Source organism: Bacillus sp. FDAARGOS_527 (assembly GCF_003812125.1).
Classification (GTDB): Bacteria; Bacillota; Bacilli; order Bacillales; family Bacillaceae_G; genus Bacillus_A; species Bacillus_A paranthracis.
Genome location: NZ_CP033795.1, coordinates 4,059,359 through 4,074,077, shown reverse-complemented (window position 1 = coordinate 4,074,077; position 14,719 = coordinate 4,059,359). Strand labels below are relative to the sequence as shown.

Here is a 14,719-nt window from a genome sequence, read left to right as displayed (position 1 = left end):
ATCTATTCCTATTATATATGTAAATACAGTTGTTTTGCTACTGTAAATGAAGAAATAAAATAAGCCAAGACATAAAATTCTTGGCTACACGTAAATCGCGCTTTGAGGTTATTTTACAGTGACAGTAGCTTGCTGGGGAATACGCTCAAATAACCAGTGTATATCATTGTTATACATACGAATACAACCTAGTGTTGTCCACTTACCAATTGCCTGATTATTGTTCGTACCATGAATCGCATAAGTTGTTCCGTAAGTTCCTGCCATGTTTAGTCCGAGCCAACGGTCACCAAGCGGATTACGTGGATCGCCGCCTTTAATTTTGCCTGTGTAATAAGGACGATTTTTAATTTTATTTACGATTTGGAAAGTACCTTTAGGTGTAGGAGTAGCTGCTTTTCCAGTAGCGACAGTAAAACTCTTTATGAATTTTCCGTTTTGATAATAATCCATTTTATTTAACTGTGTGTTTACAATCAGTTGATCTTTCGTTGCAGCTGCCTCAGCATTTGTGAATGGAATAGTTAAAAATCCTAATGATAATAGTGCGCCTAATAATAGTTTTTTCATTATATTCTCCTTTTTACTATTGTAATAGTCTTACATACAATGAATTTGCAATCCTCGTAATACTTTATTTACATTTTCATCTAATGTTTCAAAGAAAGTAGTAATTTTGGCATTGTGTTTGTTGTTTTTATCAATAACTAATCTTTCATTTAATAAAAGTTCGCCATGTAGTCCAAAACTTTGAACTTGAATATTTAATTCATCTTCCGTTTCAGAAATAATTGGTAAGAAGTAGTGAAAAGCTTTCGTTGGAATGATGTAGCTTTTGCCAATCATGCTTTCTTGATTTGAATTAATCCATTTTTTCGTAACAATCTTAATGTTCTTTTTTGAAACGATAAAAGACAGTGTTGTAGACTTTGTTAAACTTACGTCAAATTCATTTGTTTCACATATGTGTAAATTAAAAACGGTTTCATTTTGGTGAGATTCAACATTTGTATTAATAAAATCGTGCATCTTATAAGCTTCCATTTCGTATTCACCCTTTTTTCAATTTCGAAAAGCGATTAATATTTATTCAAATTAATGTTTAGTCATATATTAGTTAAATTTTTAAACAAATTCCGATATAATCTTACAATACGTATATGAAGCTAATATGAAGTTCGTATGAGTTTGTAGTGGTTTTTTATTAAGAACAAAATATAACGATTTTTAAGTGTTAAAAAATGGATAAAAAATGCATATTAAGGCCTTGGTTTCTCACGTTATATACTTGTTAAGTTGTCTGAAAATGAAAGTAAATAAAGAACGTAAAAGTTTAGTGAGAGCCTTACAAAAATGTAATAAAAATGTAAGCTATTGTGATAGTTATTTCGACAATTTTTTTATACAATATTAGTAAGAAGTTGCACGTGATTGAAAGGAGAGATGACATGGAATGGATTCATGAATTATTTCAGCAATACGGGTACTATGTTGTACTTGTCGGCTTGCTGTTAGAATATATTGCACTTCCGTTTCCGGGAGAGCCAACGTTAGCATATGCGGGATTTTTAGCACATAAGGGTGATTTAAGTTTACCGATTTTAATTATCCTATCCTTCATTGGGACAAGTGTAGGAATGACGATCCAATACTTTTTAGGAAATAAATTAGGAATGCCCTTTGTTCAAAAGTATGGGAAATACGTATTTTTAACACAAAGAAAAATCGACTTAACAAGAATGTGGTTTGATAAGTATGGATACTTCTTGATTTTTATCGGTTTCTTTATTCCTGGTGTACGTCACTTTACAGGATACTTTGCGGGAATTATTAACTTACCGTTCCGCCGTTTTGCAATTACAATTTACTCAGGTGCTCTATTTTGGGTATCATTCTTCTTAATCGGTGGTTACTGGCTAGGTGGCAATTTACAGGATATTTTTGGAGCGCTAGAAGGTCATATCGGTAAAATTATTTTTGGAGTGATTGCGATTGTAGCAATTACGTTAGGAGTTCGTTTCCGTAAACAGTTAAAACGAGCATTATTACAAAACGCAAGTTAATATGGAATCCATTCTATGTCAGAATTTAGGAAGGCAGTGCAGAAGCACTGCCTTTTTTATTTTAATAAGTTTTTGTTTACCTGTTTAAAAATTTATAGATTACCTTGTCAATTATTAACGTCAAAATGACAATTATAATTGACAAAAATAAGGATATTATTTACAATTTTAATTAAATAAATGAAAAAGAGGGAAGATATGAAGCTTCAAAATCGGGTGAGAGAATTACGAGCAAAGCATCGTTTATCACAAGGGGATTTAGGGAAAGCGATTGGATCATCGCGGCAAACGATTAGTTTAATTGAGCGCGGGGATTATGCACCATCTATCGTATTGTCGTTAAAAATCGCACAAATTTTCAATGTACCGGTGGAGGAAATATTTACGTTAGTGGAGGGGGAAGAGGATGATGAAGAGTAAACGAAAAAAACAATTTGATTTTGTGGGGAAAATGGCATTAAGTATGATGGGTGGCTTTTTAACATCTTATATAGCTTTAGATTTACTCTCGGATGAACCGAGAAAGTTATCATCTAATACATTTATAGGTATATGTACTATTTTTGGAATCTTAATGATGTACTATACTTGGAAGAATACACGTATGTTAGCGGAGGCACGCGATGAAGAAGAGAGTGTACAAGGCAGAAAATTAGGCATTATAAGTATATATTTACGTGTAGGTGATATAGTTACGCAGGCATGGTTTGTATATGCAGTTATTGCATGTAGACGTGCACTGTTGCAGGATACAAATGTTTCATTTGCAGTGTGGAATTTAGTAGCTTCTATTGTTTGTTTAACTATTGTAGTGATTAGTGGGCTCATAACAAAAAATCGTTATAACAAGCTATATCCTGAACAAGGTGTAACATATATGGAATCTATGAAAATGTGGACGAAAAACGCAGATGAAGGATTAAAGCACATTGTGCATGAGGCTGGATATAAAGCGTATGAATTTACGAATACAATATTGGCATATGTATGGTGGGCTGCCGTTATATATACGGCGGCTAGTGATATCGACTTTGTATTAATTGGCTTAATCTCATTTATTTGGATATTGCATCTCGGAAAGTTCATGTACGAAATGCAGAGAAAAATGATTTATTAAGGGGAGAAAAAGGTGGATATTTTAAAAAGGCCAGCTGGTTCTATGACGGCGGCGTTAGTTTTGTCCATTTTATACGGAGTAATCCGAACTGAGAAATTAGAAATAATGTTGGATATATGGGCATTATTTGGAATTTTTTTATTGGTGTTAGCTATTCATGAGCTAGGACATGTAGTGTTTGGTTTAATAGGTGGTTTACATTTTAAATTTATGACAGTAGGGCCGATTACTTTTCAAAAAGAGAAGGGGAAAGTACGCATTCGAGAAAATGAATTGTGGATGTACTTTGGAGGCGTGGCGATGTTAGTGCCTCCTTCCATAGAGACACCAAATCTTTCGAAAAAATGGGCGTGGCTCACTTTAGGTGGACCGATTGTGAGTTTACTATTTGGTATTACTTCTGGTTACATATACATGGTGAGTTACTATCAATATCTTTTATATTTTTCTGTTTTACACTTTGTCATTTTTGCAGCTACAATCGTACCGATAAAAGGAACGTTTTTGAGTGATGGTATGCAATTTCTCATTTTAATTAAAGATGATGAAAAAGCGAGGCAGCATTTATATAACATTCAAGTATCGAGTGAGTTATTTAGTTATAAGAGGCCGAAAGTTTGGGATAAGAGATTAATAGAACTTAGTGAGGAAAAATTAAAGGAAGATAAAAGTATAAGAGATATAATGAGTGGGCTTATGCTCGTTTTTTATACCAGAGCCGATCAAGAAGGAATGGAAAGAGCGATACCATATATAGAACCAATTGTTCGACAACCTGTAACGAAAGAAAATAAATTTTTCGTTAGTAGTTTTCATAGTTGGTATCTTTTATATAAAGCTCTTTATCAGATGGATAGTCTTTCTCTGCAAGAAGCGAAAGAACATGGGAAGGCTATTACAAAAATAGACTTACATGGGTATTATCGTACACAAGGAATTGTGAAATATGTAGAGGGCGATATGGAAGCTTCCAACGTTTATATGAGGAAAGCGGATAAAGAATTGAAGAGCGCCGAGAAGAGTGAAATGGGATATTTACAATTAGAAAGAGAATGGTTTGAGCAGCTAAAGAAGAGGGTATCTTACGATGGGTGAGGTATCCTCTTTTTTCTATGTCGTCTTATGCCGTTCCATAAAAAGTGTGGGGCGAGTAAAATAAGATAAGATAAGAAGAGCAAAACTTGGAGGAATTCTAGATGGAAATTTTAACGATTATTTTGATCGTCTTGCTCATTTATGCTGTTTTTAAAGTGGCATATGTAGCATTAAAAATACTCGCGATTCTATTAATTATCTTTTTAATCGTAGAGTTCGGCAGTAAATTGCTTGGGGGATAGGGTATGTTGATCGTCTTGATTGTCGAAGAATGTCGGTAAGTCGATATCTTGTGTCGAACCGTCGATATAATGAAAAAATCGCTGATATAAGTGGAGAAATCGTCGATATATTTGAAAAATCGCTGATATAATCCGGTAAATACCAATCAGGGTATGCAAACCAACATAAAAAAAGCTGGAAGAATATCTTCCAGCTTACGAGTTACTTTCAATTTGGCGACCGTTTTCTTCTTCGTTGTCTTGTAATAGGTTGAATACATCTGCTAGGCAGAATGCAATGAACCAAGTCCATAGACCGTGGAAGAAAGCTGAGCTTAATTGAAGTGGTAATGTATAGTTAGTCATTGAGTAGGAAATACATCCACCAACGATTCCGATCATTGTTAATAACATTGTTTTTTGCGCATTTTCTTCTGGATTAAAGAGGAAGAAAATGTATCCACCTAAAATTGAAGCGCTTACAAGTGTTTCGATTCCATTAAAAATGATATTCTCTCCAAGCTGAGTGTTTGTCCAGAAGCAGATTGTTCCGCCGATAATAGCAAACAGGACAGCTATTGTATATCGTATATATTGATTCATATGTTCATCTCCTTATGTAATAAGATGATTTGGAAGTCAAAAAGGTAGGTATAGTATATTGAAGTGAGTTTTAATTGTACGTATCTTTTTATAAAAAGATCATTGAAGAGTAACTAAGATGATCGGTTATTTAAACCGTTACGTGTATGGTGTCTGAAATATACCTGACTGCTCGTTTCTTTTTGTTTGTAAAATATGAGAAACTTCCAAGTCTATATACTCTTTTTTTGTGCGTCTGTTTTCATTATAACATATTTAGAGACATAATAATAGAATTATCTGATTTTGTAATAAGTGTAAAAAATAAAAAACGCAAGGAAATACCATTAACGGTGCGGTTTAGTAGAAGAAGGAGTTTCATTTATTTTGATGAAATATGTAATCAAAGTGAGATCTAAGTAGACTTAAATATGATAAAAAATGTTTTATGGCATGCATGTAATGTAAGGGAGGAGAGCTAACTTGGAGTTCACAACAGAAAGATTAATAATTAGACCTTTTAAAAGTACTGATTTACAGGATGTATTTGCTATTTATAATAGTGAGGATACATGTAAGTTCCTATTACATAATAAGTGGACTTATGAAGACATGCAGGAAAGATTTAATAAGAAGCTAGAAAACAATGTGCTTACTAAAGAATCAGTATTAAGTTTGGCGGTTATATACAAAACGAAAGTAGTTGGTGATTTATCCGTATGGTACACAAATATGAAAGACACTGTCGAGATTGGTTATAGTTTTTCAAATGAAGTAACTGGAAGAGGTTTGGCAACAGAAGCAGTAAGTCGTTTGGTATTTAAATTATTTCATGAATGTAATGTACACCGTATACAAGCTAATCTTGATGCACGAAATACAGCTTCACAAAAATTGTGTGAACGAATAGGCATGAGAAAGGAAGCACATTTCATACAAGATTTCTGGAATAAAGATGAATGGACAGATAGTATTGTATATGGAATGCTATCCTCCGATTTGTAGTAATAAACGTAGTGATTGTATTATGCTAAAAGGTGCGTGAGTTGAATAACAAAGGGCATCACATATAATATGTGATGCCCTTTCATGTATTGACCTTTTTTATATACGTTTGAAACGGCCGACAATTTCAACTGTTTCAGTAATGTTCATAAATGCTTTATTATCCACTTGACGGATAATACGTTTCATTTCGCCTAACTCATAGCGAGTCACGACAGTGTAAATCATTTTTTTCTTATGGTTTGTATAGCCGCCGACAGCATCTACCATTGTCACGCCACGTATGCCGTGATGTAGTAGGGCGCTTTTTATTTCCTCGCCTTTTTCTGTAATTGTCATTATCGTTAATTTAATATGTTTTGTATGCACAGCATCGATCACTTTGCTGACTACAAATCGACTAATTAACGTATAAAGTGTAATATCCCATCCGAAAATAAATCCTGCTACAACAAGTAAGATTAAGTTGAATACAAATATGATTGCTCCAATTGAAACATCTCGATATTTCGCTACAATCAATCCAACAACATCAAAACCACCTGTTGAAGAAGCAAATCGGAATATGATTCCTGAAGCTGCTCCGCAGATTACACCGCCGAATACAGAAGATAGTAAAATATCGTCTGAAACTTGGTGTACAGGGATAATGTTCATCGCTAACGATGATATAGCTACAAAGTACGCTGTTAAAAAGGTTGTCTTCTTGCCTAAGTAAAAGTGACTTAAAATAAGAAGAGGAATGTTTAGTAAAAAGATAAGTGCACCGATATTGTAGTGCATTAAATAACCGATAATCATCCCTACTCCAGCGAATCCACCGCTAATCATGTTATGCGGGATAAAGAACATATTCATAGAAATTGCATACAAAATAGAAGCTACGAAAATAACAACCAACTGTATGATAAATTCTAAGTGAAATGTTTTAGCTGCTGGGAAGGATAAAAAGGCGGTGTCGGGAACGTAATCGGCGTCTCCTAGTTGACCCATAGTATGTTTCATCTCCATATTCATTTTTGATTACAAGAAGAGAATAAAGGTTTTTTCAAAAACTGGCAATAGTTTTATTATAATGCAAAAATTTTATAAATTTCTAATAAATCAAGCCTATTCATTGATGTGTGTGAATATACTAAAGAAAGCGAATACAATGTTTCTTAATTATTATTTTCTTGAGAAAATATGCAAAATACTTTTTTTGACGATAAAAGGAAATAGAGAATGTTTGCCGAATGTGCTAAAATGACCTTATTAAGGATGTGAAGCGATGGAATTTTTATTGCAGGATGCAATTCTATATATATCGTTTGTAACGACAGCACTTTGTTTATTAGAAGTTTTCTTCCTTGCTAACGTTTCTCGCTTTGTGCGTCAGCAAGCATCGAGCGGTAGACAAAGAGCATTTGCGTTAGTTGATACATGTGAAGATAGTGCGGGGAATGTACCGCTATTTTCTATTTTTTATAAATATGGAATGATTCGTTCTGTACGCAGACAAGAATCAAGTGAAGAGAATGACGAGGTCGGTCCGTATACACCAATGTTTCGCTAAATAATTACGAAACATTGGAGGAATGAACATGTTAAAATCATACCGAGCTGTGCTCGTTAGTTTATCATTATTACTTGTTTTTGTTTTATCTGGTTGCAGTAATGCAGCTCCAATTGATGCACATAGTACGGGAATTTGGGATCATTATTTTGTCTATCCAATCTCGTTTATGATTCAATTTGTTGCTCATCATATACCGGGAGCTAGCTTCGGGATTGCTATCATTATTATGACGCTCGTTATTCGTTCAGCGATGATTCCATTAGCTGTTTCGCAATATCGTAGCCAAGCGAAAATGAAGAAAATGCAACCTGAATTGCAGAAGCTAAAGAAGAAATACGGTGATGTAAGTAAAGATCTTGAAAAACAAAAACAGTATCAAAAAGAAATGTCAGAACTAATGAAATCAGGCGGTTGGAATCCACTTGCTGGTTGCTGGCCTCTATTAATACAAATGCCGATTTTTTCTGCTTTGTATTATGCGATTAGCCGAACAGAAGAGATTCGCACATCTTCGTTTTTATGGGTGAACTTAGGACATGCAGATCCTTATCATATATTACCGATTATTGCAGCGTTAACGACATTTATTCAGATGAAAGTTTTCCAATCTAATATTACACCTGGAGAACAAGTACAGATGCTAAAAATGCAGCAAATTATGATGCCCGCAATGATTTTATTTATGGGATTTGCGGCACCATCAGGTCTTGTGTTGTACTGGATAACAGGTAACTTATTTACAATGACACAAACAATTGTATTAAGAAGAATAATGGAACGTGAAGAATTACAATTACAAAAAGCTTAGAAAAACACCGCTCGGGATGAAGTGAAGTGACCCCCGAAAACGGGACACCAATCAAAACACCTAAACCACTTGTTCCCTAAATTCTTTAGGGGATAGGTGGTTTAATTTTTCTTGAATTCGCACACAATTGTAGTAATGAATGTATTCTAGCACAATCTTTCGCACAGTTGTGTTGGATACTTTTGTTATCTTTTGTGAATAGAAAGCTTCACTTTTTAAATGACCAAAGAAGCTTTCCATGACGGCATTATCATGGCAATTTCCTCTCCGGGACATGCTGGTGATAATGCCGTTTTCTTTGGCATACGCTTGAAATTCTTTTGCTGTATAAATACTTCCTTGATCTGAGTGAAGAAGGACATCTTTTACTTTTCGCCCTCTCATTGCTTGTTTTAATGTCTTCATCGCTAATGTCAGTGTTTGTGATTCGCTGATGACACAACTAATAATTTCACGATTAAAGGCATCCATAATCGTTGATAAATACAAAGTACGCTCTCCAAATAAGAGATACGTCACATCCGTAAACCATTTTTCATTTGGTCTGGATGCATCGAATTGGCGCTCCAATCGATGAGGGGCTACCATTGGCTCCGCACCATTGATATATTTCTTTTTCTTTCGACGTACTTTTGAAAGAATGTGATTTTGTCTCATGATTCGTAATACTTTTTTATGATTGACACACAGTCCCATTTTTCGAAGAGTAGCGGTCACTCTTCGATATCCATACCGGAATTTATGCCTAAGACAAACGTCCTTTATTTTCTCTTCTATACCATCTTTCAAATCTTCCGTTCGTTGTAACCAACGATAAAATGTGGAACGGGGTAATTCTAATACGTTACACAATTCTTTTACCGTTATTTTTGTTTTTACATTTTCCCATAAAGTAACTACAGTTTCTGGTTTCAGCCCCTTTCGATTTCCAGATACTTTCCCCATACAAGTAATTTTGTTTTTAGATGTTTATTTTCTAAACGTAGCTGTTCTAATTCACTGAGCTCTTTTGGTCCTTTTCCATAAGAATATTGTTTTCCTACAGGTTGTTGAAAACGATACGTTTGATCTGTACGATACCATTTCATCCATGTCTTAATTTGGGAAACATTTTTAATTCCGAGTTTCTCCATAATTGTACGATTTGAATAGCCGTCTTTCTTCATTTCAATCACTTTCCACTTTGTTTCTTCTGGGTAATGAACTCTTGTCTTCAAACGAAAAACACCTCCATTGAATTTGCATACTTAGTATGCGAATTCAGGAGGTGTTTTTTTCATGTACCACTATTCGGGTTCACTTCACTTCAGGATGAGCGGTGTTTTTTTTGTTAAGTCGTTAAGGAAATGTTAAGAAACCAACATTACTATAGGCGTTGTATACGAAAGTGTACATGCATTAGAAATATGAAGGAGGAAATTTCCTATGAAGAAGAAAACAGTTGGGTATTTAGCGATTGCAGGTGCTTTATCATTCGGAATCATTGGAGGAGTCGGTATTCCGGCATTCGCGGCAACGAATACTCCAGCAGTGGATCAGTCTGCAAAAACGGCGAAAAAAGATTTAGATGATGCTACAAAACAAAAAGTAAAAACAATTATGGACGATACAAAGAAACAGTTAGAGGAGCTAGGTGTAAAGCTTCCAGAGAAAGAAAAACGTAAAGAAATGTTCACGGGATTAGATGAAGCAACAAAAGAAAAAGCGAAGTCGATTTTAGAGCAAGAAAAGTCTGGAAAATTAACAAGAGAACAAGCACGAGAGGAGTTAACAAAATTAGGCGTGAAGTTGCCGGAAAAGGGTAAACACAAAGAAATGTTTGCGGGATTAGATGATCAAACGAAAGAAAAAGCAAAATCCATTTTAGAGCAAGAGAAATCCGGTAAATTAACACGTGAACAAGCGCAAGAAGAATTAACGAAATTAGGCGTGAAAATGCCGGAGAAGGGTAAGCGTAAAGATATGCTTGCTAACTTAGATGAACAGGCGAAAGAAAAAGTGAAGTCAATTTTTGAACAAGTTAAGTCCGGCAAATTAACGCATGAGCAAGCAAAAGAAGAATTAACGAAGTTAGGCGTGAAACTCCCAGAGAAAGAGAAGCATGAAGATATCTTTGCGGGATTAGATGAGGCAACAAAAACAAAGGCAAAAGAGATTTTAGACAATGAAAAGAAACAATTAGAGACATTGAATGTTGATTTACCGCACCATAAGTTTTTTATGAAAAAAGATGAGAAATAATTGAATGAATTCGTATCTTTCGTGTGGGCAACCGGAAGGTACGTGCGAGGACCGATTTCTGTCAGCAGAAATCGGTCCCTTTTAATGATTTAATAAAATTTTTTTCATAGTTAGTATGTATCCAAAGACGCAGTAGAAGATTGCAAAACCGATAAATACTTCTGTATATTGATATTTACCTAATACATAGAAGGAAACAGCTGGTATAATAGCTACCGCTAAAATGCTATAACCAGGATACTTGTACCGATGCATGATAGCGAATAGAACAGAAAGAAATGTAGCGATGATACAAAAAACAGCAATCATTATTGGTGCACCTCCTATATTAATTATACCGTTTTTAGGGAATTAGAGAAGTGTCGTAAATTCTGTTATAATATAAGAAGAGAAAAATTTCGTATGTTATATAAAAAATATATTGATTTTTTCTAACAATTCAATATAATGAACAATAACTACAAAATTCGACATCAAGAAGTGATGATGAGGACATGATCAATTTTTTACGATTCTCAGAGAGGGAAGTCTTTGGCTGTGAGCTTCCTAATACGGAAAAATGGATTACCACCTCTGAACTGCAGCAGTGAACGAACATCTAGTAATTGCTTGCCGGCAAAAACCGTTATTTTAGACTTGAGAAATTGGTGAAGTGTGTTACTTTGCGAATTGAAACAAGGGTGGAACCACGAATATAACACTCGTCCCTTTTTTAGGGAGGAGTGTTTTTTTATTTCATTTTTGCATCACACTAGAATTGGAAGGAGGTAATAACAGTAAATAAGAATCTATAAAAAACTATAAAAATTTACAATTACAGGTTTTATATTTTACAGAATTCAACCTATAATATTTTCAGGTGATGAAAAGGGGGGGGAAAGGATGAAAACAACACGTACTTGTAAAATCAATTCTATTACAAAAGAACAAATGGAAGATTTAATTACTTTGATCCGTACGTTCGAAAGTGCAAAACGATATAGTTTTAATCGTTTGATTGAGGGCGAAAACGAGAAAGAATTGATAAAAAAACTACAACCTAAATATTTGTTAAATAAACGTTTTTGTGAAGATGCAATTTTACAAGCGCAAACGATCCTTTTCTCTCAAAAAGAACTTCTTCCTGTTTACCTAGAAAACAATCAAAAAAAGTTAGAAAAGACATTACAAAAAATAGATGATTATGAACGCGGCAAAAAAAGACCTAAACAAGTTGCATTAGAAACTTGTCTAATTGGATTAAGAAAACGAAAACAAAAATTAGAACAAAAAATTGAAACGTATGCAAAACATATTAAAAATAAAACATTACCTCCTATTATTTTTGGTGGGCGGAAAAATTTCTATGAAAGAATGAAAAACAAGATATCCAATCAAGAATGGAAAGATTTGCGGACACGACAATTATATTCTCGCGGAGATAAAAGCAAAAAAGGGAATTTGAACATGCGTATTACAGTTGATGATTGTGGGCAAGGATGGTTAGAAATTGCAAATCCATTAGGACGAACAAATGGAAAAACAAAAAGCCCACGAATCAAAGTTCCGATTATCATTCCATATCATTTTTATCATCAAATCACAAATGTCGTTATGGGAAAGCAAATCGGTGTAAATCCAAAAGGAAAACCGATTATAGAGCATCAAAAATATAGTGTAGAAATCATTCGTAAACAAAATGAATTTTATGTAAATATTACGTTTGATGAAACAGAAATAGGTCGTGTACTAGATTTCAAGGAAACACCACAATCAGATGTAATTGCAGGAATTGATGTAAATCCGGACCGTATTGCAGTTAGTTTATGTACAAAACAAGGTAATTTTAAAGGTTCAAAAATTTTTTATCTACACAATCTGAATGCGTTTTCAACAAACAAACGCGCAACGATAATTGGACAAATCGTACAACAAATTAAAACATGGTTATTGGAAAACAATGTAGGTGGAATTGTTTTAGAAGATTTAAAGTTTCAACAATCTCATGATACTGATAAATACAGTAATCGTAATTTCAATCAATTTACGTATAAAAAGATGTTGAACAGTTTAATTCGTATGTCTCTTCGTAACGGATTTTCTGTTAAAACAGTAAACCCCGCTTATACAAGTGTGATTGGAAAATTAAAATACAGTAAAAATTTCGGTATTAGCGTTCATGAAGCAGCCGCATTCGCGATCGCAAGACGTGGATTAGAATTGCAAGAACAAGTACCACAAGAGATTATATTATTATTAAAAAACCAAATTACAACAAAACTGCGTATTCTTGTTGCTTCCATGGAAGAAAGTAAAAAGAATACGCAAAAAGTATATAAAAAATGGTTACAAACAATTCAAACGTGGAAAGAATATCACAATTGGAAATTGTGGAGCATTCTTCATAAAACTGTTTATATGAGCAATCAACAATTTGTATTTAAAATTTAAATGAGAAGGGGGGTACTGGTTTATTTCTTATAACCTCTTGCATACTACTGACTTGGATGAATGGTAGTATGCAAGGACAGATCGTTCCTAACAGGAACCTGCCGTCATTCTTTCACAATAGGTGGATGAAAAGGTCACAACCCTTACGGACAGGAAAAAGGTGAGATTCCTTTTCGGTAGTTGGCATTTGACTTGGTTCGCCAACAATTTATAGATTTTTATAAGAATTTTAAACCAGGATACGCAGCATGCATCATGATGAGAAGAACAAAATTGGTTTAACGGTAGCACTTTCTATCGTAGTAGGAACGATTATTGGGTCTGGTGTGTTTATGAAACCAGGGAGCGTATTAGATTACTCGGGGAGTTCTAATATGGCGATTCTTGCTTGGGTAATTGGTGGTCTGTTAACGTTAGCAAGTGGTTTAACAGTAGCTGAAATTGGAGCGCAAATCCCGAAAAATGGTGGGTTGTATACGTATTTAGAGGAGATTTATGGAAGTTTTTGGGGATATTTATCAGGCTGGATGCAAACGATTGTGTATGGGCCAGCTATTATTGGAACATTAGGGTTATACTTTAGTTCTTTAATGATTAATTTTTTCTATTTAGATAAAGTATGGAATTTACCAATCGCAATTGGAACAGTTGTGTTCCTTGGCGTTGTAAATAGTATGGGAACAAAATACGGAGGTATCGTCCAAACGATCACGACAATCGGGAAGATGATTCCAATCGTATTAATTGTTGTGTTAGGTTTTTGGAAAGGGAATAGCGATATCTTTAACGTAGTTGTGCCGATATCAGAAAATCAAAGTATCGGGATGGCAATCTTAGCAACGTTATTTGCTTATGACGGTTGGATTTTACTTGCTTCGATTGGTGGAGAAATGAAGAATCCAACAAAGTTATTACCGAAAGCTATGACAGTTGGGATTTTAATTGTAACAGCTGCTTACGTATTAATTAATTTGGCATTATTGAATGTATTACCAGCAACGCAAATTGTAGAACTTGGAGAAAATGCAACAGCGACAGCTGCAGGAATGCTACTTGGAGAATATGGCGGGAAAATTATTAGTATCGGTATTATCGTTTCTATTTTCGGTTGTTTAAATGGAAAGATTTTAACGTTCCCACGTATCCCGATGTCGATGGCAGAACGTGGACAACTTCCATTTGCTAAGTTTATTGCGAAGGAAAGCCCAAGATTTAAAACACCAGCAAATGCGATTACTGTTGAAATCATTTTAGGAATTATTTTAATGATTATTAGTGATCCGAATAAGCTATCTGAGATTTCCGTATTCATTATTTATATTTTCTACGTAATGACGTTTATTGGTGTCTTCATTTTAAGAAAACGTAATAAAAATAAAGAGCGTGCATACAGTGTACCGTTATTCCCAATCGTCCCAATCGTTGCGATTTTGGGCTCACTCTTTGTAATCGGTAGTGCGATTATTAACGATCCACTAAGTTGTTTCTTATCAATTGGAATTGTCTTTACGGGACTGCCGGTATATTGGTATTTAAATAAGAAGAATAAAAATGCTGTTTAATAATTAGAAAACAGGCGTATCATACGCCTGTTTTTTA

General features: G+C 34.4%; 17 protein-coding genes and 1 other annotated feature. Of the genes, 11 read left to right on the top strand and 6 right to left on the bottom strand.

Annotated features, from left to right (window positions below):
- Positions 1 to 108 precede the first annotated feature (108 nt).
- Positions 109 to 570, bottom strand: coding sequence for a L,D-transpeptidase (locus EGX95_RS23980; RefSeq protein ID WP_000734935.1), 462 nt, complete (start codon positions 568 to 570; stop codon positions 109 to 111).
- Positions 571 to 600: 30 nt separating this feature from the next.
- Entirely contained in the window at positions 601 to 1,044 is a 444-nt protein-coding gene (locus EGX95_RS23975; protein ID WP_000388756.1) for a DUF3978 domain-containing protein, read from the bottom strand.
- Positions 1,045 to 1,448: 404 nt separating this feature from the next.
- On the opposite strand from EGX95_RS23975, the gene EGX95_RS23970 reads away from it, so the two are divergent.
- The 5 genes from EGX95_RS23970 (at position 1,449) to EGX95_RS23950 (ending at position 4,517) form a co-directional block, all read left to right on the top strand.
- Complete coding sequence (locus tag EGX95_RS23970) at positions 1,449 to 2,063, top strand: DedA family protein (protein WP_000454760.1); 615 nt, start codon at positions 1,449 to 1,451, stop codon at positions 2,061 to 2,063.
- Positions 2,064 to 2,261: 198 nt separating this feature from the next.
- The gene (locus EGX95_RS23965) at positions 2,262 to 2,483 is read left to right on the top strand and encodes a helix-turn-helix transcriptional regulator (protein ID WP_000776168.1); all 222 of its coding nucleotides are present in this window, start codon (positions 2,262 to 2,264) and stop codon (positions 2,481 to 2,483) included.
- On the top strand, positions 2,473 to 3,180 hold the full coding sequence (locus EGX95_RS23960) for a DUF3169 family protein (protein WP_000837709.1): 708 nt from the start codon (positions 2,473 to 2,475) through the stop codon (positions 3,178 to 3,180). Before EGX95_RS23965 ends, EGX95_RS23960 begins: the two co-directional genes overlap by 11 nt.
- A 42-nt stretch (positions 3,181 to 3,222) precedes the next feature.
- Positions 3,223 to 4,275 carry a M50 family metallopeptidase gene (locus tag EGX95_RS23955; RefSeq protein WP_014298038.1) on the top strand — a complete coding sequence of 351 codons (1,053 nt, stop codon included), beginning with the start codon at positions 3,223 to 3,225 and terminating at the stop codon, positions 4,273 to 4,275.
- 101 nt (positions 4,276 to 4,376) lie between these two features.
- On the top strand, positions 4,377 to 4,517 hold the full coding sequence (locus EGX95_RS23950) for a DUF3985 family protein (protein ID WP_000404782.1): 141 nt from the start codon (positions 4,377 to 4,379) through the stop codon (positions 4,515 to 4,517).
- A 195-nt stretch (positions 4,518 to 4,712) separates the two neighbouring features.
- Here the strand turns inward: EGX95_RS23950 and EGX95_RS23945 are convergent, their stop codons facing one another.
- Positions 4,713 to 5,099, bottom strand: a complete 387-nt coding sequence (locus EGX95_RS23945) for a DUF3938 domain-containing protein (protein WP_001077770.1) — start codon at positions 5,097 to 5,099, stop codon at positions 4,713 to 4,715.
- A 462-nt stretch (positions 5,100 to 5,561) separates the two neighbouring features.
- Between EGX95_RS23945 and EGX95_RS23935 the strand changes: the two genes are divergently transcribed.
- Positions 5,562 to 6,083, top strand: coding sequence for a GNAT family N-acetyltransferase (locus tag EGX95_RS23935; RefSeq protein WP_000397312.1), 522 nt, complete (start codon positions 5,562 to 5,564; stop codon positions 6,081 to 6,083).
- A gap of 99 nt (positions 6,084 to 6,182) precedes the next feature.
- Here EGX95_RS23935 and EGX95_RS23930 read toward each other — a convergent pair whose 3' ends face one another.
- Positions 6,183 to 7,076: a YitT family protein gene (locus EGX95_RS23930; RefSeq protein ID WP_000530034.1), complete on the bottom strand. Its 894-nt coding sequence runs from the start codon at positions 7,074 to 7,076 to the stop codon at positions 6,183 to 6,185.
- A gap of 277 nt (positions 7,077 to 7,353) precedes the next feature.
- Between EGX95_RS23930 and EGX95_RS23925 the strand changes: the two genes are divergently transcribed.
- Positions 7,354 to 7,638: a hypothetical protein gene (locus EGX95_RS23925; RefSeq protein WP_000394930.1), complete on the top strand. Its 285-nt coding sequence runs from the start codon at positions 7,354 to 7,356 to the stop codon at positions 7,636 to 7,638.
- Between the two features lie 28 nt (positions 7,639 to 7,666).
- Positions 7,667 to 8,449: a membrane protein insertase YidC gene (gene yidC / locus EGX95_RS23920; RefSeq protein WP_000920532.1), complete on the top strand. Its 783-nt coding sequence runs from the start codon at positions 7,667 to 7,669 to the stop codon at positions 8,447 to 8,449.
- 60 nt (positions 8,450 to 8,509) lie between these two features.
- Here the strand turns inward: yidC and EGX95_RS23915 are convergent.
- A protein-coding gene (locus tag EGX95_RS23915) for an IS3 family transposase (protein ID WP_085962608.1) occupies positions 8,510 to 9,666 on the bottom strand; the annotation gives its coding sequence in 2 pieces (ribosomal slippage) (positions 8,510 to 9,414 and positions 9,414 to 9,666; 1,158 coding nt in all).
- A 208-nt stretch (positions 9,667 to 9,874) separates the two neighbouring features.
- Here EGX95_RS23915 and EGX95_RS23910 point away from each other — a divergent pair.
- Positions 9,875 to 10,690, top strand: a complete 816-nt coding sequence (locus EGX95_RS23910) for a hypothetical protein (RefSeq protein ID WP_000730859.1) — start codon at positions 9,875 to 9,877, stop codon at positions 10,688 to 10,690.
- Positions 10,691 to 10,771: 81 nt separating this feature from the next.
- On the opposite strand, the gene EGX95_RS23905 is transcribed toward EGX95_RS23910, so the two are convergent.
- The gene (locus EGX95_RS23905; protein ID WP_000562242.1) at positions 10,772 to 10,999 is read right to left on the bottom strand and encodes a hypothetical protein; all 228 of its coding nucleotides are present in this window, start codon (positions 10,997 to 10,999) and stop codon (positions 10,772 to 10,774) included.
- Between the two features lie 165 nt (positions 11,000 to 11,164).
- Positions 11,165 to 11,402, top strand: a binding site (T-box leader).
- Between the two features lie 170 nt (positions 11,403 to 11,572).
- On the opposite strand from EGX95_RS23905, the gene EGX95_RS23895 reads away from it, so the two are divergent.
- Positions 11,573 to 13,120 (top strand): IS200/IS605 family accessory protein TnpB-related protein, encoded by a 1,548-nt coding sequence (locus tag EGX95_RS23895; RefSeq protein WP_000859063.1) that lies wholly within the window; start codon positions 11,573 to 11,575, stop codon positions 13,118 to 13,120.
- 248 nt (positions 13,121 to 13,368) lie between these two features.
- Complete coding sequence (locus tag EGX95_RS23890) at positions 13,369 to 14,682, top strand: APC family permease (protein WP_000546319.1); 1,314 nt, start codon at positions 13,369 to 13,371, stop codon at positions 14,680 to 14,682.
- Positions 14,683 to 14,719: the final 37 nt, after the last annotated feature.

What these genes read in the sequence shown, in the direction of transcription:
- EGX95_RS23930 (WP_000530034.1), bottom strand. Translation starts at nt 7,076, where the DNA reads ATGGGTCAACTAGGAGACGCCGATTACGTTCCCGACACCGCCTTTTTA.
- EGX95_RS23950 (WP_000404782.1), top strand. Translation starts at nt 4,377, where the DNA reads ATGGAAATTTTAACGATTATTTTGATCGTCTTGCTCATTTATGCTGTT.
- yidC (WP_000920532.1), top strand. Translation starts at nt 7,667, where the DNA reads ATGTTAAAATCATACCGAGCTGTGCTCGTTAGTTTATCATTATTACTT.
- EGX95_RS23980 (WP_000734935.1), bottom strand. Translation starts at nt 570, where the DNA reads ATGAAAAAACTATTATTAGGCGCACTATTATCATTAGGATTTTTAACT.
- EGX95_RS23975 (WP_000388756.1), bottom strand. Translation starts at nt 1,044, where the DNA reads ATGGAAGCTTATAAGATGCACGATTTTATTAATACAAATGTTGAATCT.
- EGX95_RS23955 (WP_014298038.1), top strand. Translation starts at nt 3,223, where the DNA reads ATGACGGCGGCGTTAGTTTTGTCCATTTTATACGGAGTAATCCGAACT.
- EGX95_RS23960 (WP_000837709.1), top strand. Translation starts at nt 2,473, where the DNA reads ATGAAGAGTAAACGAAAAAAACAATTTGATTTTGTGGGGAAAATGGCA.
- EGX95_RS23890 (WP_000546319.1), top strand. Translation starts at nt 13,369, where the DNA reads ATGCATCATGATGAGAAGAACAAAATTGGTTTAACGGTAGCACTTTCT.
- EGX95_RS23925 (WP_000394930.1), top strand. Translation starts at nt 7,354, where the DNA reads ATGGAATTTTTATTGCAGGATGCAATTCTATATATATCGTTTGTAACG.
- EGX95_RS23945 (WP_001077770.1), bottom strand. Translation starts at nt 5,099, where the DNA reads ATGAATCAATATATACGATATACAATAGCTGTCCTGTTTGCTATTATC.
- EGX95_RS23905 (WP_000562242.1), bottom strand. Translation starts at nt 10,999, where the DNA reads ATGATTGCTGTTTTTTGTATCATCGCTACATTTCTTTCTGTTCTATTC.
- EGX95_RS23895 (WP_000859063.1), top strand. Translation starts at nt 11,573, where the DNA reads ATGAAAACAACACGTACTTGTAAAATCAATTCTATTACAAAAGAACAA.
- EGX95_RS23970 (WP_000454760.1), top strand. Translation starts at nt 1,449, where the DNA reads ATGGAATGGATTCATGAATTATTTCAGCAATACGGGTACTATGTTGTA.
- EGX95_RS23965 (WP_000776168.1), top strand. Translation starts at nt 2,262, where the DNA reads ATGAAGCTTCAAAATCGGGTGAGAGAATTACGAGCAAAGCATCGTTTA.
- EGX95_RS23910 (WP_000730859.1), top strand. Translation starts at nt 9,875, where the DNA reads ATGAAGAAGAAAACAGTTGGGTATTTAGCGATTGCAGGTGCTTTATCA.